Genomic DNA, 19,500 nt, shown 5'->3' on the forward strand with positions numbered 1-19,500 from the left:
TGAATGTATGGACAAGGATTATTAAAGGGATTATCAATTACTATTAAGCGATTTTTTGGTAGCAATATTACTGAAGTATATCCTGATGAGTATCCTGAATTGCCTGAAGTATTTCACGGTTCTTTTCAATTAAATGAAGACAAATGTGTTGGTTGTAGACTTTGTGCAAAGTGTTGTCCCAATCCAGTAATTGAAATTGAAACTGTACGTGACGAAAATAATAAGCGTGAATTGACAGAATTTAAAGTTAATCTACAATATTGTCAGTTTTGTGGTTTTTGTATTGAGAATTGTCCTACTCAAGCTTTGCAGACTACCCAAGAATTTGAATTATCAACATATAATAAAGATGATTTAGTTTTAAATTTATTAAAGTAGTAATTAAAAAGCGGTAGACTGTTAATTGAGATAAAGGTAAGGAGATGAGTAGATGTGGAGTTAGAGTTATTAAGTTTTTGGATATTAGCTATTATTACTATAGGTTCAGCGTTGGCAGTAGTCTTTTTGCAGAATATAGTGCATAGTGCTCTGTCTTTAATCTTAACTTTTATTGGAGTAGCAGGTTTATATTTATTAATTCAAGTTAACTTTATAGCCGCTGTACAAATTTTAGTTTATGCAGGGGCGATAGCTATCATTTTAGCCTTTGGAGTCATGTTGACCCAAAGAGATGATATGTCTAAAACAAATTTATTTAATAATCAAAGAGGTATTGCTTTCTTAATTACTTCAATTTTATTAGTAGTTATTGGACGAATAATCTGGATTACTACTTGGATGCCTAATACTCCTAAAGATTCTACAGTCAATCAGATAGCAACCATAATGTTAAAGCAACACGCTATTCCATTTGAAGTAATAGCTATATTATTGCTAGTGGCAATGGTAGGTGCTATAACGTTAGCTAAAGGGAAAGAAAAAATTGAATAATTTAATATTAATAAATATAAGTCCAGCGGCAAATTAGCCCAGAGACCAAGAGTCCAGAGGCTGAGATATGATCTTAAATTTAAGATCATATCTCAGCCTTAAGTAATTTAATAAATGGAGGGATAATTATGAAAAATGCTGATTTAGTCTTATTACACCCACCTAGTGTATATGATTTTAGAAAGAAGTCAATTTTATATGGGCCGATTAGTGATTTGATTCCTTCTTCAACAGTATTTGAGATGTATCCGTTAGGCTTTATGACAATTCAAAGTTATTTGGAAGAGAAAGGGTATAAGGTAAGGATAGTTAATTTGGCTGTGAAGATGATGAAAGATGAGTCATTTGATGTTAGGAAGTTTATTTCTAATTTAAAACCTAAAGCGTTTGGGATTGATCTTCATTGGTTACCCCATGCTCATGGCTCATTAGAGGTCGCTAAGATAGTTAAAGAAGAGCATCCTAATATACCGGTTATTTTTGGAGGATTATCATCTACTTACTTTCATAAGGACTTAGTAGAATATCCACAGATAGATTATGTATTACGAGGAGACTGTACAGAAGTTCCCTTTCTTGATTTATTAAAAGTAATTGAAGGTGAACAGTCATTAAAGGAAGTACCGAATCTAACTTGGAGAAATGAAGGTAAAACTAATATTAATTCTCTTGAGTTTAATCCAGATACATTGGATTATGTAGATATACGACCAGATATTATGATTAAAAATGTATTTAGATATCATGATCTGGAGAGTATGTTACCTTTTAATAATTGGTTTGAGAATCCAATTACTGCTATCTTTTCAGTGAAGGGATGTGTTCAAGGTTGTGTTACTTGTGGACGTTCTAAATGTACTAACCAGTATTATAATCAAAGAAAAGGACCAATCTTTAGAAGCCCAGAGAGTATGGTTAAAAATATGAAAATGATTGCTAAATTTTCTCGAGGGCCAATATTCATTATAGGGGATATAAGGCAAGGAGGTGAGGATTATAGGACTGAATTATTAGATAGGTTAGCTGAAGCTAATCTAAAGAATGAAATTATATTTGAGTTATTCAGTTCTGCTTCTAAAAAATTTTTAGAGATGATAGATGATTCAGTAGATAGTTGGAGTTTAGAGCTTTCTCCTGAAAGTCATAGTGAAGAAGTAAGAAAGGCTCAAGATGGAGTAACATTTTATACTAATCAGGAGATGGAGAAAACTTTAGATATTGCTACTAATCTAGGGTGTAATCGAGTCGATATCTTTTTTATGATTGGCCTTCCTAAACAGACTCCAAAATCTGTACAAGAAACTATAGATTATTGTGAATATTTATTTAGAAAATATGATAAGCGAGTTTCTTGCTTTATTTCTCCTATGGGACCTTTTTTAGACCCGGGAAGTTTAGCTTTTGAGCATCCAGAAAAACTTGGGTATAAAAGATTTGCTTATACATTAGAAGACCATAAGGATAAATTAGTTAATCCTACTTGGGAAGAAATTTTAAGTTATGAAACCAAGTGGATGAGCCGAAAAGAGATTGTAGAACAGACATATAGAGCAGCAGAACGATTAAATGAATTAAAATATGAATATAATAGAATAGATGGGGCTACTAATCAAAATATTGATAAGAGAATTAAAGAAGCTAGTAAATTAAAACAATTATTGGATAATAATTTAGAGGAGAGTAAGTTATTAAAACTTAAAGGAGAAATTAATGAATTCAGTATATCTACTGTCTGTGATAAGACAGAATTAGATTGGCCAACAAAGTTTATTAATTTTAAACCTTTGGGAATTCTTAAAATGTTAATGGAATAAATTAAAACCTATATAACTTACAAACTTAATTAATTATGGTATTGATTTGAATTATTACTAATAAATATGATATAATGTTTATCTAAATAAAAGATAAAGGAGGATAAGATATGGAATTATTAGTGATGGTTATTGAAAAGAATGATGATCTAGATAAAATATTAGAAAAATTTCAAGAAATAGGAATTCAGGGAGTAACTATTCTAGATAGTATGGGAACAGGCCATTTATTGACAGAGGATATCTCTATTTTTGGTAGATTAATGCAGTTTGCTGAAGGGAATAAAAAGTATAATAAGACTGTATTTACTATCATTAAAGATGAGCGAACAATGAATAAAGTTGTTTCCACTGTAGAGGAAGTTGTAGGAGATATAGATCATCCTCATACTGCCTTAGTATTTACAATACCTCTAGGTATGGTAAAAGGTTTAACCAATGTAGATAAATATTGTTAATAAGAGATGAAATATTAACTATATAATTAATATTTTGTATTAGGAGGTGTTAAAATGGAAATAAATTTAATTTTAATCATAGGAATTATTCTATTATTAAGCTTAGTACTAGGTACTTTAGCCAATAAACTGAAATTACCAGCTGTACCAGGGTATTTAATAGCTGGTTTATTAATAGGACCATCTTTGTCTAAATTAATTAATCAACGTATGGCTGAACAGCTACAACCAATTAATGGTATAGCTTTAGGGATTATTGCTTTAGTTATAGGTAGTGAGTTTAGTCTAGATTCAATTAAAAAGCTAGGTAAGTCTGTAATATTTATGGGTATTTTCGAAGTATTAGGAGCAGTAGTTTTGGTAACAGCAGTTATGATGTTATTTGTCAATGACTTTCCATTAGCATTATTATTAGGTGGATTAGCAGCTGCTACTGCTCCAGCTGCTACTGTGGCAGTGATTAAAGAGAGTTATTCTTCAGGACCATTAACAAATAGTTTATTAGGAATTGTAGCTTTAGATGATGTGTTAGGAGTAGTCGCTTTTGGAATAATATCTGCAGTTGTTAAAGCAATGGTTGGAGGTGTAGCTAATACTTCTATTATTTCTATGATACAATCTCCGTTTATAGAGATTATTGGTTCAATCGTTTTAGGAAGTATAATAGGTTATATGCTTAGCTATTTTGCAAATAAAATAAATAGCGAAAAAACTTTATTGGCTTTAGTTTTAGGAAGTGTATTTTTAGCTAGTGGCTTAGCAAGTTTTTTGGAGTTTTCTCCTATTTTAACTAATATGGTTTCAGGAGCTGCTGTTAAAAACATTTCATCTCGTCATAAGAAGATATTTAACTTAATAGAAGGTATTGAAAAACCGATATTTATTATTTTCTTCGCTTTGGCTGGTGCTCGATTTGAGATTCATAGATTAGTTGATATTGGAGTTGTAGGAGCGATATATGCTATAACTAGAGTAGCAGGTAAGGCCTTAGGAGTAAGATTAGGTGGAGAATTAGGTAATGCTTCAGCAGAAGTAAAGAAATATTTAGGAATGTGTTTAATGCCTCAAGCTGGTGTTGCAGTAGGATTAATTATTATAGCTCAACAATCATACCCCCAAGCCAGTAATTTCATTTTAAATATTTTATTAACGTCAGTAATGATATCAGCATTAATAGGTCCAGTATTATCTAGAGTAGCATTAGAGAAGGCTGGGGAGGTCGGAGCATTACAAAATCAACATAACAAAAGTCAATTTAAATAATTGAGATGTCTTTTGATGGAGAGATGAATATATAATTAATTCAATAAAAGTTGTGATAAAGTTATAAGTCAGTGCATATAATGTAGTAAGTAGTTTAATTAAGTTAATAAATAACATTTAAGATAATATAGCTAAAAATTAAATGCATGAATGGATTATATGAAAGGGGAAGAATAGATTTGATTTTATACTGCTAAAGTGAAATATTTCACTTTGTCCATTCGATGCTATTAATGGAGGGTAACAAAATAAATGGATGACCTAAGGTGTAAATGTGATAAGTTAGTTGCTAAGGTCGAAGGGGACAGTGTAATTATTAAATGTCGTCATTGTAAACGTTTTTTAATTATTCAAACTAGGGATATAAAATCAATAGAGTATACAGACAACTTAAAGACAAGAGTCCAGAGGCTTTGAGCCCAGAGGCCAGTGTTATGTGATATCTGCATAATACTGGCCCTTTATATATTTAACAATAGAATATATTTGTAAAGTTCAGAGACTAATTTAGAGTCCAGAGACTATAAGTCCAGAGGCCAGCGGTATTTATATACTGCTGGCTTTTTTTATTTATTCTGGATTTTTAATGAAACGAAAGGAGGTGTGAGTAATGACATTTATTTTGACTATTAGTGCTATTTTAATTCTTGTTTTTAGTTTAGGAGCTAGTTGGTTATTGGTGGATGATACTTTTAAAATTGAAAATCGCTTTTTAAAAGGTGGAATGTTTGTTGTGCTTAGTGGCTTATTATTAGTGATTACTTCTGCATTTTATACTATGTTAATTTGGCCGCCGCACATATTTTAAAATGAAATGGAGGTGATATAGTGAACGATTACTTGCGGTGCAAGTGCGGTAAGATCGTTTGTGAGATAGTAGAGAATAAGATCATCATTAAATGTAGACATTGCAAGCGATTTATTACTATTATTACACAAGGAGTTACAGAGATAGAATATAGTGGATGATATAAAAAAGATAATAAGGATAGTCCAGAGACTTTGAGTCCAGAGGCCGGTCAAATTAGTGTTTTACTGGTCTCTATTTTGTTTTTTGTAATTATTGAAAGGGGTGACAATAAGGAATGGAATTGAATAAAAAATTCTATTTAGGGCTAATTTTGATGTTAAGCTTAATGTTTTTTTTAAATAGTGTTGCTGCAGCTAGAACAGACAAATACTGCTTAACATGTCATGGGTTAAAAGGATTTACTACTGAACACAATGATAAAGAAATATCATTAACAGTTAATCAATCTATTTTAAAAGATTCAGTTCATAATAATAATAATTGTGTAACCTGTCATATGGATATCCAGGGATATCCGCATAAAAATGTTGTATATGGTACTGAGTTAGCTGTTAAAGTAGCTAATAATTGCCAAATGTGTCATTCAAATGAAGCTAAAGGTTATAAAGAAAGCCGTCACTGGGAGGTAACTAAAGAAGGTAAAACAGATGTTAGTTGTAGTAGTTGTCATGGAAAGCATGATATTCAGAAGAGTGATTTTACCAAGCAGGAAGAATTAGAACTATGTTCAGAATGTCATAAAGGAATAGTACTAGAAAGTACTAAAGAAAGTTTTCATGGTAAAGCAGTTGAATTAGGAAGTAAAAGAGCAGCTAGTTGTGTTGATTGCCATCATGATTCACATCGAATTTTAGGGCCACAACATCAAGAGTCATCTGTATCTGATAAGAATCTTCCTAAGACTTGTGCTAAATGTCACGAAAAGCCTAGAAAGAATTTTGCTAAAGGTGTTCAGCATGCTGAGTTAGAGCCTGAAGGAGAAGGAGCACCAATGTATTATACATTTAAGTTCTTTACATGGTTAACTATTCTGACAATTACTTTCTTAATAGTTCATATTTTAATTGAGTTAATAGGTAAATTTAGGCGGGCTAATAATGATGAAAGTCATTAATTCAAGGAGGTGGAAAGTGTGGAAAATATAACTTTTTCTAAAGAAAAAGGATTAGTGTTTAAAAGGTTTAGTCTTAACCAAAGATTTCAACATATATTGGTGTTTATAACTTTTACTCTTTGTGCAGTTACAGGATTACCTATTAAGTATGATGGTGCAGCATGGGCTCCCCAAATAGTTGACCTCTTTGGCGGATTTTATGCTATGCTCTGCGTTCATATAATTAGTGGAGTAATTATGTTATTGGTATTTATATACCATTTAATCTATTTAGCTGGATATGCTTATTTAAAAGGACCATCTTGGGATTTTATGCTTAAATGGCAAGATGCTTTAGACTTTGTTCAGAATATTAAATATAATTTAGGATTTACTAATAAACCACCAGATTATGGAAGATATTCATATAAAGAAAAGTTTGATTATTGGGCTGTCTTCTGGGGTATGTTTATTATGGGAGGATCTGGACTTATGATGTGGTGTCCAGAAGCTACTGCTAAGTTTTTTCCACGGTGGGTAAGTTCTTGTGCTAGAATAGCTCATAGTGATGAAGCAATTTTAGCAATTTTAGCTATCTTCGTTTGGCATTTCTATAATGTTCATCTAAGTCCTGATTTTTTCCCAATGAATTTAGTCTGGTTTAATGGAAAGATTAGTAAGACAGTAATGGAACATGAACATCCTACTGAATTAAAACAAATTATGGATAATATATCTGATAAAGAGGAGTTAGATGATGAACTTGTTGATACAACAAGTTTTAAGCATACTAATAACCGTATTTTAATTGTTATAGAGATATTATTCTATACAGGTATTTTAATTTGGTTTTTGATGTTTTTTTTACCATTAGGATTAATGTAAAGCAAATAATTATTATATAAAAGAGAATATAATTAGCTATAGATAGAAACTCTCCAAGTTCAAGTATAAATTTTTGCTATTTATGAAAGAATACTAATATATGAACTATTTAAATCTAAGTTAAAAGGAGGAAAACTATGGGAAATTTTGAATGTAGTAGCTGTGGTGCAGAATTCTCCGCTCCTTTATGTTGTGGTGGAGAGATGACTAAAGCAGGTAGTAATTATGTTTGTGAAAATTGTGGTAAAGTAATGGATGAGGTGTCTGCAAGCGTTTCAGAAGTAAATTGTTGTGAATAATTACCGATTTAAAAGCATCCTGGATTTACAGGGTGCTTTTGTTATTGACAGATAAAAAAGGGGGTGATATCATTATTTGAGGGAGGTTATACGATGAAGTTTAAAGTTACATTATTGATGTTAGTAGTTATGATATTGGCTGTAGGCTGTAATATAGTTGAAGATATTGATTCTATGCCTACAATCTATGAGGCAGAGCGGAATTTAGAAGGAGAATGGTCAAAGGATACTTTACCAAGAGATGGAGAATATAGAGTAGTTACTACAGAGAATAGAGAAGAAGTATTAAAAGATTTACAACATAAACAGTATTATGAAAGAATTAGTAAGTTAGATTTAACAGATAAGGTGGGTATTTTAGCTTACTTAGGAGAAATGCCAAGTGGAGGCTATGGTATTCAAATCGATAAGGTGATTGAAAAAGATAATAAGTTAGTCGTTAAAGTAACACAAGTTAGTCCTGAAGATGATGAGGTTTCAATTACTGTGATTACTCACCCTTATGATTTAGTTGTAATTGATAAGAGTAAATTTAAGTCTAAAGAAATTTCCGATTTAGATTTAATTGTGGTTAATCAAAATGGAGAGTTTATTAACAAATAATCATAAGTTTTAATTCTAAATTCAAATATATTATTTTATAATACAGAGCAGTTAGTTATAAATAGGCTAATTGGTCTGTATTTTTATATTAATTAAAAAGAGTTAGTTTGGGGAAAGTATGTAAAAGAGTTAAAGTTCAACTAGTATTAGGAGGGTATAAATGCTAGAAAAAGGTAAAGTTTCTGGTAGACAATTAGAGTGGTTACTTATTATGTCGATGCTACCAACAGTGATGTTAATTTTGCCAAGCGCACTTGCTCCATATGCTAAACAAGATAGTTGGTTAGCAATAATTATCATAGGAATTATTGGTTTATTAACTGGATACATAGTTGTTTTATTAGGAAACAAGTTTCCTAATAAAACTATTATTGGTTATAGTCCATTAATTGTTGGTAAATTTTTAAGTAAAATAGTTAGTTTGATTTATATATTATTTTTTATTCATATTACAGCTGTGATTATCAGAGAGTTTGGTGAAGTTTTAAATGTAACATTTCTAAAAAATACTCCATTAGAAATCATATTGATTTCAACTATTTTAGTTTTAGCTTCAGCTGTCAGGAATGGAATTGAAGTTATTTCAAGAGTTAACGAGTTAATTTTACCAGTGATGATTGGGATTATAATTATTATTTATTTTCTTATTTTACCAGATTTAAACTTTGCTAAATTAAAACCTGTATTAGCAAATGGAATAATGCCAATTTTAAAAGGAGCATATCCAACTTCACTTTTTTTAACTGAAACATTTGTATTAATTACTATTTTGCCGGCTATTAATAAGTCTAAAGAAGCATTAAGCTCAACTTTTAAAGCAGTTTTAATTGTAACTTTTTTAGGTTTAATAATGATGGTTGAAATTGTTGCTTTATATGGTGGTGATCAAAGTGCTACCTTACAGTATCCTATGCTGTCTTTAGTGCAATATATTAGTCTGTTTGGTTTTGTAGAAAATATAGATGCTTTAATAGTAGTAATGTGGATTGGAGGAGGGTTTATTAAAATTGCTATTTTTTATTATTGTTTAGTAATTAATATCGCGGAAACTTTTAAATTAAAGAGTTATAAATCAGTAGTATTACCAACAGGTATCATATTAATTACTTTTTCTTTAATGCTTTTTGAAAATATCACTCAATTAGGAACAATAGTCACAGAAATTTTACCACCATATTATTTAGTATTAAAGATAGGAATTCCTTTATTACTATTAATGATTGCTACATTTCGTGGAAGTAAAGAAAGTAAACACAATTAGATTATTTTTAATTTTTATATAAGAGGTGAAAATATGGAACATTTATCGGAGATAGTAATTGGAATATTAATGGGAACTATAGCTAGAATAATTATGCTTAAAGAAGATTATCGTCAATATCCTAGCTTTCCTGATGCTTTTTTAATACATATAACTATTGGTTTTGTGGCTGCCGCTTTAGGTGCAGTGGCTTTACCTGCTTTATTGGAAAATAATTTTGTAGCAGTTACTTTTTTAGTTTTAGCTATTCAACAGTTTAGAGACGTAAGAAAGATAGAGAAGAATGACTTATTAGCATTAGAAAATGTAGAATTAGTTAAAAGAGGAGAGGCTTATATTAATGGAATAGCTAAGAGCTTTGAAGCCAGAAACTATATAGTAATTATTACATCTTTAGTAACTACTGGAACTTTAGAGTTTATGAAGACATCATATCCTATCTTAGAAATAGGATTAGCAGTTATTTTAGGGATAATGACACCTTATTTAATAGATAAATGGACAAAAGATCAAGTAGTTGGTGATGTAGCAGAAGTAAAAAAAGTGACTTTAAAGTTTGATGGTCATAATCTATTAGTAGATGGACAATATATATCTAACCAAGCATTAGATAATGCTAAAGACCGGATTTTAGAGGAAGGAATTGGAGTAGTAATTAAGCCTTATAATCATGCTGGAGATATTAGTTTAGCTAATTATGGTCAAAGACAAGCAATTGCTCATGAAGCAGCACGAATTTTAGGGGTTAAACGTTATATAGAAACCCGTAGAAACTTTAATACCGGTGAAGTAATTATGATGATTGTACCTATGAGGAAAGATGTGGAAGCTTTATTAAAAGTAATTAAACAAGTTCCGTTATTAGAGAGTACTAAACGTGAAAAACATATTCAGATCGGTGCTGACTAAGACAAAGGGGAGGAAACTTAAGTTATGCCAAATATTAAAGAGATATTAGCTGTAATTACTTGTGAAAAAGATGTAGTAGGAGGAACTCTACCAATCTTCTATGCCAAGGATAAGGAAGAACAGGAGTTAATTGCTGTAGAGTTAGGTAGAATTTTAGCAGCAGATGTTCATAAGTTATCTACAGGGGTTATAGTTTTAAAAGATTCATAATGTTAAGTTTAATATTTTACTTTATGTTCTTGAAAGATATCACAATGACTATCATCCCAATTAACACAAAGATCACATTGGGCTTCTGTTAATGATTCTAAATTTCCTAAAAAGGATATACCATATCCTTGAGCTACAGTAATTGATTCATATTCTGGACATTTACCAGCGACTTGATGTAATAATTCCTCATTATACAATAAGATTCCCTCCTTAAATTTTAGCTATGATTATTTTACCATGAATCCATATTCATTATTCTAGCTAAAAAATTTAATTAATTAAATTTTTTAGCTAGATTCTGTATAGTTGCAAGATTTTTATCATTCTTAGCAGGATTTAGCTAATATAATCACGAATAAATTGTAATGTGGTTTAAGTAACAAATAGATTCAAAATTTAGTTTTGATTAAAGTATGAGGTGGCTTAAATGAAACGAAAAACAATTCTATTAGTTATTCTTCTTCTAGGTTTATCAATAATTATTAGTGGTTGTAATGGAAGGGGAAATTTAAAAGTAGTTGTTTATGATCAACAACAGAATTTGATGGATGATGTATATATTGGCGTATATACTTCTAGTTATGAAAAACGGATTAGATTTGCATATACTCATCATGGTCAAGCTGAGTTCCCTGGATTAAGCAGTGGAACATATTCGCTTAAAGTAATTGGTGAAAATTTAAATGAGAATTTAAAAATACATATTAAGAATCAAGAAACTAGATATATTAAAATCACTGCTAACTAAATGAGTAAGAGAGGAGTTGTAGGATGCGAAATGTAAAGAAAAAATGGTTAATCTTCTCTTTATTAATTATATTTTTATTATTAAATAGTTTATCAGCAAGTGCAGTTTCCGATTTAGAAAAAGAAGTGGCTAAAAATAATTTAGAAAAATATTCTAAAGAATATGGTTGGCTTGAATTAAAGCCTAAAATTCAAAAGAGAGTTTATAAAGTATTTGATAGTTTAGCAGTTAATGCTGAAAAAGATGCTTCAGACCTTGACTTTAAACTTTACATAGCAGATACTAAAAAGATAAATGCTGTCTATTTAGGTAATGGTTATTTAGTATTATATAAAGGGTTAATAGATGACTTGGAAAATAATAACCAATTAGCAGCAGTTTTAGCTCACGAATTAGGACATGGAGTTAATGATGATATTCAAGATAGTATAGATTTAATTCAAGGAATTAAGCTTGGTACTGTTCTAATTGATTTAGCTAAGGATGGTAAGGTAAATCAAAAAAAACCGGATTTTATAACTGCACTTAGTATGCAATTATTACAAAAAGGTTATAGTAGAAAACAGGAAAGAGAAGCTGATAAGTATTCAGTCTTTCTGACTAAAGAAAGTGGTTATAATCCTCAGGGAACTATAGGATTGATGAAAGTATTACAGAAGAAAAGTACCGGAGGTAATTCTAAATTATTAGAAATTTTCTCTGATCATCCTAATACAGATAATAGAATAGATTATTTATCAAACTTAGTTAATAAGATAGAAAGTGCTGAGAAATTATATTATTCACCAATATCTACAGCTAGAAGGTTGACTAAAGGATTATTGACTGATGATATTAATATGATGTATTCGACATATTCTCAAAGAGTACAGAATAAGATAAGTTTAGATGAATTTAAACGGAGAAAAGATTTACAAAAGATAAGGAAAAGGATAAGTAAGATGAAAAAAGAATATAAAATAGGTTACTCTATTGAAATTAGAAATCAAGTTGAAGGAACGGCTAGAGTAGCTATTTCTTACTTAAATACTAATGTTAAGAAGGTTGAGATTAAGGAATTAAAGAAAGATGAGAATGAAATTAAAAAGAAAATGAAGTTTGATGATAATAAAATAATAATTTCATTAGCTATTGATCTAATTAAAGAAAGGTATGGATGGAAAGTAATAAAAGGTCCAGTAATATATTAAGAAGCAATCGGTTTTTTTATATTCAGTATAATTTCTTTTTAAATTCAATATTTATAGATTAGGTGGTATTGAATTTAGGGAGGGATAAGAAGATGTGGCTGATTATTAAAAAGAAATATCTAATATATATTATTATTATTCTATCAATGGTTATGTTTCAATTAGGAAAAAGGTATAGCAATTTACCTGTTTTTATTAGAATCAGGAGTCCATTACAAAAAAAGGTGATAGTGATTGATCCAGGTCATGGGGGGATAGATGGAGGTGCTAATAGAAGAGGGTTATTGGAAAAAGATATTAATTTACAGATTGCATTAAAATTGAAAAAAATATTGGAAAAAAATAATGCTAAAGTTAAAATGACTAGAGATAAGGATATAGCATTAGATCATTTAAATAAGCGGTCTTCTAATAGACATGTCAGAGATTTATGGTCTAGAGTAAAAATTATTAATCAAAAAGATACAGATTTATTTATTAGTATTCACATTAATGCTGGGGCACCTCACTTAAATGGACCATTAATATTTTATAATCAGAATAATAAGAAATTAGCTAATTTACTTCAGGACAAATTAAATACTTTAGAGTATAAAGGTAAAAGCCCAAGCAATAATTATCCTTTAAAAGGTGATTATTTTCTTTTAAGAAATGCTAATAAACCAGGAGCTTTGGTAGAAGTAGGTTATATTACTAATCCTACAGATAATATATTATTACAGGATGAAAAGTATCAATGGGTAGTAGCTGAAGTATTATATAATGGAATAGAAGAGTATTTTTCTAGTTTTACTTTTTATTTAGAAATATTAGAAAAGGCTTAAAATTTAAGATTGTAATTTTTAAAGAGACCTCTAATTATTAAGAGGTCTTTTTTGATTTTTTTCATATATATGATATATTAAAAGAGGATATATTTGGATTTCATTTTTTTAAAAAATTTACTTAAAAAATGAACTTTTTTGTTTTTGATGCGTCATAATTAATGAAGAGGAAATTATGGAGGGGAACCTTAAATGGAAGAATGTGATGAAATTTTAATTAAAAAATGTCAATCAGGCGATGATACAGCCTTTAGAGAATTAATTGACAAGTATAAAAAAGGTGCTATTAATGCAGCCTATCGAATGGTTAATGATCGGCAGTTAGCTGAGGATATAGTTCAAGAATCATTTATTAGGGTTTATAAATACATAGATGATTTTAGAGGAGATTCTAAATTTTTTACTTGGTTATATAAGATTATTCTAAATATTTGTCGGGATCACTTTCGCAGTCAGCCTGATAAAACTCCTATTTCGTTAGAAGATGCTCCAGTTTCTAATCTTTTAAGAAGAGAGATTCCTGATTTTGTGGAAACTCCTGAAAGATATTTAGAAAATAAAGAATTACAAAAATTGCTTAAAGAAAAGATTAATTGCCTTTCTTTTAAACATCGGGAAGTAATAGTATTGAGAGAATTACAAGAATTTAGCTATAAAGAAATTGCTAATATTTTAGAAATTCCTTTAGGCACTGTGAAATCAAGAGTAAACGCTGCTCGGTCTTATTTACAAGATATGTTGACTAATAAAGAAACAGTGGTTAGATGATATATATTGAGGAGGGAAAGATATGAATATAGATTGTAAATATGTACAGAAGAATTTATCAGCTTATTTAGATGAAGAAATTTCGTTATTTAATCAAAAAAGAATTCAAAAACATTTAATAAAATGCAAAAAATGTCGATTAAAATATAAAAATTTAGAGGTAACTGTGCAAACTTTAAATACTTTTCCAGATATAAGTCCTTCCAAAGATTTTACTAATAAAGTGATGGAGCAAGTTACAAAGGAGAAAAATACTAATCTATCTTTAGAGCAGTGGATAAGTAATATATTTAAGACTTATAAATTGACTACGGTTACTATTAGTTTGTTTAGTGTATTAGGTATTAGTTCATTAGCATTAATAGCTAATAAGCTTCCGTTTTTTACGATTGGTAAAATATTTTATCATTTATTTAATAGTTCTTATTTTGTAAGTGATAAGTTAGTACAGGTTTATCCTCAATTAATGATTTACTTACAGAGTACTTTATTAATTAGTTTATTTGGTTTTGTATTTATGTTTCAGCAATTTAATAAAAAGAATAAATCTAAATAGTTGTAGGTATAGGAAAAGGAGAGTTAATTTAATGATTATAGATAGAATACAGATAAATAAAATAACACTCTTATTATTATGCATATTTGTAGTGTTATTTATTAATTGTAATATTGCTTTGGCTAATGATAAATTAGAAACCGATAATTTGATTAAACATGGAAATGTTAAAATTACTGCAGATCAGATAGTTGAAAATGTTATTGTAGTTGGGGGTAAAGTAAGCATTGCTGGTACTATTCAAGAAGATGTAGTAGTTCTAGGTGGAGATTTAGAAATTAAACCTTCAGCTATTATTTTGGGGAATATTGGAGTCATTGGTGGAAAAGTTAAACAATCTCCTGAAGCTAAAGTAACCAAAAATATATTTAATTTAGAATTATCTACGTCAGATTTTGATATTCTATTAGTAGGACTATTGTTATTATTGACTTTTATGTTTACTAAATATTTAATTGGAATTATCTTATTCTTAATGAGTATTTTACTTAATTTAACAGTTTCAAGTCAGATTAAATCAATTGGAAAGACAGTGTCAACTAATCTTATAAAATCTAGCTTACTTGGTGCTTTAGGTTTATTATTAATGTTATTATTAGTTATTATTTCTGCTATTAGTATCATAGGTTCAATAATTAGCCTTTTATTATTAATAGTAATAGTATTTGGAATCATATTAGGATTAAATGGTATAGCTTGGTTAATAGGTGAAAAAATAGCAGAATTATTAGCTATCAAGATAGATAAAGATATAACGGTTAGTATTTTAGGTATGTCATTATTAATTTTATTTTGGTTTATTCCAATATTAGGAGGATTGTTTTTAGGAATTTTAGCCATACTAGGATTTGGAGCAGTAATTTATAATATTCTACCATTAAGATAGATAAATCGTGATAGGAAAGTGGAGTGAAAATTGTGGATACTAGGATTAAAAAGGGTTTAATATTCTTTTATATTGTAAGTTTATTAGTAAGCGGTATAATAATTTACTATACAGCAAATATAGAAACATGGAAGCGATTAGTAGATTTGAAATTAAGATATATATTATTAACTTTAATTTTAACAATTGTAATGTGGATCTTTGATTATATGAGGATTCGAGAATTAGCTAAAGGAATTGGTGAAGAAGTTTCATTACCATTAGGATTAAAAATAGTTTGGACTAATTTATTTTTAGCTGCTGTAACTCCTTTTCAAACTGGTGGAGGTCCAATGCAAGTCTTTTTAATGTATAAAAACAAAATTCCTATTTCTAGAGGAATAGTAATTACTTCTATGAAATTTATAATTGCTTTATTATTTTTTGCAGTAGTAAGTCCTACTATTATTTTATTATATCCTGATTTATTACCTCAAGGTAACTTTAAATATGTTTTTTCTTATATTATCTTTTTCTTTACTTTAACGGGGGTTTTGTATATATTTACAATTCTTTTTCCAAAACGAATTAAAAGTCTCTTATATATAATAGTAAATTTTTTAAATAGATTTAAATTTATTAAAGTAGAGTATACCGATAAGCTATTAAAGTTTGGTTTAAAAAATATAAATGAATTTAATACTAGTTTTAAGGTATATTTAACTAAAGGTAGGAAAAACTTATATTTAAGTATTCTCTATACCTTTATGTTTCTATTAATTCAATTTAGTATTCCAATTTGGCTGATTCGAGCTTTCGGTTTCGAAATTTCAGCTTTTAATATTATACTTAACCAAATTATTTTAACAACTCTTATGTATTTTACACCTACTCCTGGTGGAAGTGGTATTGCAGAAGGCGGATTTATGTTATTATTTTTGAAGTATGTACCAAAGCATTCTATTGGATTAGTGATTTTACTCTGGAGATTCTTCGTTATTTATTTAGGGGTTATCTTAGGATTATATATTTTCATAAAAGTCCTAGGAGAAGTTACATTGGATAAGATTATGAATGTGGAAAGCGAAAGGAGTTAAGAAATATGCATATAGCTATGTTTACTAATAATTATAGACCTTTTGTAGGTGGAGTTCCGATTTCAATTGATAGTTTTGCTAATGAGTTTAGAGAAAGAGGCCACCAAGTTACTATTTTTGCTCCTGAATATAAAAAGACTACTGAAGATGAGGAGAATATTTTTAGAGTTCCATCATTGAAGATGATTAAATATGGAAATAGCTGTTTGCCTATTCCCCTATCAGGATTAAGTAACTTAAAAAAGGAGTTTGCTAAACTGAATATAGATATAGTTCATTGTCATCATCCGTTCTTTTTGGGAAGGGTAGGCCAGAAATTAGGTCATAAATACAATATTCCAATTGTATATACATACCATACTAGATATAAAGAGTATTGCCATCATTTACCGATCGGTATAGACAAGTTTTGTGAAGCAGCTTTAGATAAAATAGTAGAAAATTTCTGTAATAATTCAGATTTAGTTTTTGCTCCTACTCAAGGTATGACAAATTATCTATTTAGTATAGGAGTTAATACACAAATCAAAGTTATACCAACAGGAATTGATTTAAGTCATTATGATCAAATAGAAATTAATGATTACCAGTCGCAATTACAAGCTACAAATGATGATATTTTATTATTTGTAAGCAGATTATCTGCTGAAAAAAATATTGATTTCTTACTTAAATCGTTAGAGCCAGTATTAAATTCAAAAGAAAAGTTAAAGTTATTAATCGTAGGAGATGGACCCGAAAAAGAAAACTTAATTGAATTAAGTGTGGAATTAGGGGTTAAGAATCAAGTTGAATTTCTGGGTAAGAAAAATAGAGAAGAATTAATTAAGTTATATAAATTATCAGATATTTTTGTATTTTCCTCATTATCAGAAACACAAGGAATGGTAATTACAGAAGCACTAGCTGGAAAAACACCAGTAGTTGCTTTAAATGGTACAGGAGTAAAGGATATTATTATTGATGGTAAAGATGGTTATTTGTTAGCTCCAGACGATAAAAGAGGTTTTGCTAATAAAGTAACTAAATTATTAAATGATCGTGATTTACTTGACGAGATGAGTTTAAACGCTTTAGAAAAAGCTAATCAATATAGTATTCAAAATTTAGCTCAAGATATGCTAAAATATTATCATAGTTTATGTAATTTTCGAGCAAATTATCAACCGGAGTTTGCTGCTGGACAAAGATAATACACCAAAAGATTGATCAAAAATTAATTTATAAATGTAGGATTGCATAAACAAAGATGTAATCCTTTTTTATTGTCAATAATGGTTTCTTATAACTTAGTCACTTATGACTTAAAATAATAAAAAAATTAACATACTTAAATAATTACATAGAACAAATATTAAATAAACTTATTATCTTCTTTCATATATAAATAATTAATGATAAAATTAAATTAAGTATTCTAACTAAAAAAGAGAGGGTAGATTTAGTATGAGAGAACATCAAATTTTTACTAATAAATTCTGGGTACCGATTTTAGCAATTACTGCTTGCATTCTTTGGGGTACAGCTTTTCCATTTTTGAAAATAAGTTATCACGAATTAATGATTGAGAAAACTGATTTTTTCTCTAAATTGTTATTTGCTTCTTATCGTTTTTTTATTGCTTCACTAATATTATTAGGTCATTTATATTTTAAGCAAGGGAAGGAAAGTTTAAAAGTTAAAAAAGAATTTATTAAACCATTATTAATTTTAGGGCTATTTCAAACAACTTTACAATATTCATTTTTTTATAATGGCTTAGCGAATACTACTGGAATTAAAGCTTCAATTTTAGGCACTAGTGGAATATTTTTAACTGTGGTTACTTCTCATTTTATCTATGTTAGTGATAAACTAAATACTAGAAAAATTTTAGGGTTAATAGTTGGATTTTTAGGAGTATTAATTGTTAATATCAATAGAGGTAGTTTTGATTTTGCTTTTAATTTTTTGGGAGAAGGTTTTATTTTAATTGCTGGTACGGTATCAGCTGTAGCTGCAATATTAGCTAAAGATTTAGCTAATAAAATTTTTCCACAAATAATAACAGGTTATCAAATGTTATTAGGATCTTTAGTTTTATTTTTAATTTCTATTACTAGGGTTGAAGCTAGTAGTCTTAACTTTACTATCAAAACTTTTTCAATCATGATATATTTAGCTTTTGTGTCAGCAGTTGGTTTTGGTTTATGGTATACTTTAATTAAATATAACTCTCTAGGCTATATTAGTATTTATAAATTTATGATTCCAGTTAGTGGAGTGTTATTTTCTAATATACTTTTAGTGGAAGAAAATATTAGTATTAATATATTAATTGCATTATTGCTAGTTTCAATAGGGATCTTTATCATAAATTTTCGTATAAAAAAGAAGAATACAAAAGTATTACAGGAATAATTTATTATTAACCTCAGTTATGTATTATCCCATAGCACTCACAATTTATTTCTTAAATTTAGATTATTTAAATCAAAATATTAGTATATCACAAGAGAATAATGAAGTGACACCTTCTACATAAGAGTAATAAAAACAACCGCAGTAATCTGCGGCTGTTTTTTAGTTAAACTAGTCTATTTTTAATTTCATCTCTTACTTGTGTTGCTGATAATCCATGAGCATTGATCACTTGTGCTTTAGTTTTAATATCAGACATATTCATCATATTATTATCTTCTCCACTAACTATAACTGCATCGACACTTTGAAGGTTATTACTATCTAAATTAACAATTTCATAATTACTACCTTGTAATTCTTGACTGACATTTGTTAAACCTTCTTCAATTGCAATTCTTCGTTTCATTATATCAAATCACCTCTTTTATTAAATATTTTAGTATATGTGTATTTTTCTTATTTAATATTTTGGCTTTTTATCGGATAGAAAATACATATTAAATAAAATTA

Annotated in this window: 26 protein-coding genes; 24 read left to right on the forward strand and 2 right to left on the reverse strand. The window is 28.7% G+C overall.

The window, feature by feature from the left end:
- Window positions 1-3: 3 nt before the first annotated feature.
- The 15 genes from B5D41_RS06140 to B5D41_RS06195 all read left to right on the forward strand — a co-directional run bounded on the left by B5D41_RS06140 (window position 4) and on the right by B5D41_RS06195 (window position 10,536).
- A complete protein-coding gene (locus B5D41_RS06140; protein ID WP_078809745.1) occupies window positions 4-378 on the forward strand; it encodes a NuoI/complex I 23 kDa subunit family protein in 375 nt (124 codons plus the stop codon).
- Window positions 379-432: 54 nt separating this feature from the next.
- Window positions 433-930 carry an NADH-quinone oxidoreductase subunit J family protein gene (locus B5D41_RS06145; protein ID WP_078809746.1) on the forward strand — a complete coding sequence of 166 codons (498 nt, stop codon included), beginning with the start codon at window positions 433-435 and terminating at the stop codon, window positions 928-930.
- A gap of 128 nt (window positions 931-1,058) precedes the next feature.
- The gene (locus B5D41_RS06150; RefSeq protein ID WP_078809747.1) at window positions 1,059-2,744 is read left to right on the forward strand and encodes a TIGR04190 family B12-binding domain/radical SAM domain protein; all 1,686 of its coding nucleotides are present in this window, start codon (window positions 1,059-1,061) and stop codon (window positions 2,742-2,744) included.
- A gap of 110 nt (window positions 2,745-2,854) precedes the next feature.
- Window positions 2,855-3,202, forward strand: coding sequence for a P-II family nitrogen regulator (locus B5D41_RS06155; RefSeq protein WP_078809748.1), 348 nt, complete (start codon window positions 2,855-2,857; stop codon window positions 3,200-3,202).
- Window positions 3,203-3,256: 54 nt separating this feature from the next.
- Complete coding sequence (locus B5D41_RS06160; protein ID WP_078809749.1) at window positions 3,257-4,465, forward strand: cation:proton antiporter; 1,209 nt, start codon at window positions 3,257-3,259, stop codon at window positions 4,463-4,465.
- A gap of 252 nt (window positions 4,466-4,717) precedes the next feature.
- Window positions 4,718-4,882: a hypothetical protein gene (locus tag B5D41_RS14080; protein WP_159442903.1), complete on the forward strand. Its 165-nt coding sequence runs from the start codon at window positions 4,718-4,720 to the stop codon at window positions 4,880-4,882.
- A 193-nt stretch (window positions 4,883-5,075) separates the two neighbouring features.
- Window positions 5,076-5,273 (forward strand): hypothetical protein, encoded by a 198-nt coding sequence (locus B5D41_RS06165; protein ID WP_078809750.1) that lies wholly within the window; start codon window positions 5,076-5,078, stop codon window positions 5,271-5,273.
- Window positions 5,274-5,293: 20 nt separating this feature from the next.
- Complete coding sequence (locus tag B5D41_RS14085) at window positions 5,294-5,434, forward strand: hypothetical protein (RefSeq protein ID WP_159442904.1); 141 nt, start codon at window positions 5,294-5,296, stop codon at window positions 5,432-5,434.
- A gap of 116 nt (window positions 5,435-5,550) precedes the next feature.
- Entirely contained in the window at window positions 5,551-6,390 is an 840-nt protein-coding gene (locus tag B5D41_RS06170; RefSeq protein WP_078809751.1) for a cytochrome c3 family protein, read from the forward strand.
- Between the two features lie 18 nt (window positions 6,391-6,408).
- The gene (locus tag B5D41_RS06175) at window positions 6,409-7,254 is read left to right on the forward strand and encodes a formate dehydrogenase subunit gamma (RefSeq protein ID WP_200806426.1); all 846 of its coding nucleotides are present in this window, start codon (window positions 6,409-6,411) and stop codon (window positions 7,252-7,254) included.
- Window positions 7,255-7,391: 137 nt separating this feature from the next.
- Window positions 7,392-7,553: a hypothetical protein gene (locus tag B5D41_RS14090; RefSeq protein WP_159442905.1), complete on the forward strand. Its 162-nt coding sequence runs from the start codon at window positions 7,392-7,394 to the stop codon at window positions 7,551-7,553.
- A 93-nt stretch (window positions 7,554-7,646) separates the two neighbouring features.
- The gene (locus tag B5D41_RS06180; protein WP_078809752.1) at window positions 7,647-8,156 is read left to right on the forward strand and encodes a protease complex subunit PrcB family protein; all 510 of its coding nucleotides are present in this window, start codon (window positions 7,647-7,649) and stop codon (window positions 8,154-8,156) included.
- Between the two features lie 160 nt (window positions 8,157-8,316).
- Window positions 8,317-9,417, forward strand: a complete 1,101-nt coding sequence (locus B5D41_RS06185) for a GerAB/ArcD/ProY family transporter (protein ID WP_078809753.1) — start codon at window positions 8,317-8,319, stop codon at window positions 9,415-9,417.
- Window positions 9,418-9,450: 33 nt separating this feature from the next.
- Window positions 9,451-10,326: a YIEGIA domain-containing protein gene (locus B5D41_RS06190; protein WP_078809754.1), complete on the forward strand. Its 876-nt coding sequence runs from the start codon at window positions 9,451-9,453 to the stop codon at window positions 10,324-10,326.
- Window positions 10,327-10,350: 24 nt separating this feature from the next.
- The gene (locus B5D41_RS06195) at window positions 10,351-10,536 is read left to right on the forward strand and encodes a capping complex subunit for YIEGIA (protein WP_078809755.1); all 186 of its coding nucleotides are present in this window, start codon (window positions 10,351-10,353) and stop codon (window positions 10,534-10,536) included.
- Window positions 10,537-10,544: 8 nt separating this feature from the next.
- Here the strand turns inward: B5D41_RS06195 and B5D41_RS06200 are convergent, their stop codons facing one another.
- On the reverse strand, window positions 10,545-10,736 hold the full coding sequence (locus B5D41_RS06200) for a hypothetical protein (protein WP_078809756.1): 192 nt from the start codon (window positions 10,734-10,736) through the stop codon (window positions 10,545-10,547).
- Between the two features lie 230 nt (window positions 10,737-10,966).
- Between B5D41_RS06200 and B5D41_RS06205 the strand changes: the two genes are divergently transcribed.
- From B5D41_RS06205 to B5D41_RS06245, 9 genes are all read left to right on the forward strand, one after another.
- Window positions 10,967-11,287 (forward strand): hypothetical protein, encoded by a 321-nt coding sequence (locus B5D41_RS06205; RefSeq protein ID WP_078809757.1) that lies wholly within the window; start codon window positions 10,967-10,969, stop codon window positions 11,285-11,287.
- Window positions 11,288-11,310: 23 nt separating this feature from the next.
- A complete protein-coding gene (locus B5D41_RS06210; RefSeq protein WP_078809758.1) occupies window positions 11,311-12,477 on the forward strand; it encodes a M48 family metallopeptidase in 1,167 nt (388 codons plus the stop codon).
- A gap of 92 nt (window positions 12,478-12,569) precedes the next feature.
- On the forward strand, window positions 12,570-13,301 hold the full coding sequence (locus tag B5D41_RS06215) for an N-acetylmuramoyl-L-alanine amidase family protein (protein WP_078809759.1): 732 nt from the start codon (window positions 12,570-12,572) through the stop codon (window positions 13,299-13,301).
- A gap of 192 nt (window positions 13,302-13,493) precedes the next feature.
- The gene (locus B5D41_RS06220) at window positions 13,494-14,069 is read left to right on the forward strand and encodes an RNA polymerase sigma factor (RefSeq protein WP_078809760.1); all 576 of its coding nucleotides are present in this window, start codon (window positions 13,494-13,496) and stop codon (window positions 14,067-14,069) included.
- Between the two features lie 22 nt (window positions 14,070-14,091).
- Complete coding sequence (locus B5D41_RS06225) at window positions 14,092-14,625, forward strand: zf-HC2 domain-containing protein (RefSeq protein WP_078809761.1); 534 nt, start codon at window positions 14,092-14,094, stop codon at window positions 14,623-14,625.
- A gap of 31 nt (window positions 14,626-14,656) precedes the next feature.
- Window positions 14,657-15,511: a hypothetical protein gene (locus tag B5D41_RS06230; protein ID WP_078809762.1), complete on the forward strand. Its 855-nt coding sequence runs from the start codon at window positions 14,657-14,659 to the stop codon at window positions 15,509-15,511.
- Window positions 15,512-15,543: 32 nt separating this feature from the next.
- Entirely contained in the window at window positions 15,544-16,587 is a 1,044-nt protein-coding gene (locus B5D41_RS06235) for a lysylphosphatidylglycerol synthase transmembrane domain-containing protein (RefSeq protein WP_159442906.1), read from the forward strand.
- A 5-nt stretch (window positions 16,588-16,592) separates the two neighbouring features.
- A complete protein-coding gene (locus B5D41_RS06240; RefSeq protein WP_078809764.1) occupies window positions 16,593-17,780 on the forward strand; it encodes a glycosyltransferase in 1,188 nt (395 codons plus the stop codon).
- A 253-nt stretch (window positions 17,781-18,033) separates the two neighbouring features.
- Window positions 18,034-18,987: a DMT family transporter gene (locus B5D41_RS06245; protein WP_078809765.1), complete on the forward strand. Its 954-nt coding sequence runs from the start codon at window positions 18,034-18,036 to the stop codon at window positions 18,985-18,987.
- A gap of 166 nt (window positions 18,988-19,153) precedes the next feature.
- Here the strand turns inward: B5D41_RS06245 and B5D41_RS06250 are convergent, their stop codons facing one another.
- Window positions 19,154-19,396 carry a YkuS family protein gene (locus tag B5D41_RS06250; protein WP_078809766.1) on the reverse strand — a complete coding sequence of 81 codons (243 nt, stop codon included), beginning with the start codon at window positions 19,394-19,396 and terminating at the stop codon, window positions 19,154-19,156.
- Window positions 19,397-19,500: the final 104 nt, after the last annotated feature.

It is taken from the genome of Selenihalanaerobacter shriftii (assembly GCF_900167185.1).
Lineage (GTDB): Bacteria > Bacillota > Halanaerobiia > Halobacteroidales > Acetohalobiaceae > Selenihalanaerobacter > Selenihalanaerobacter shriftii.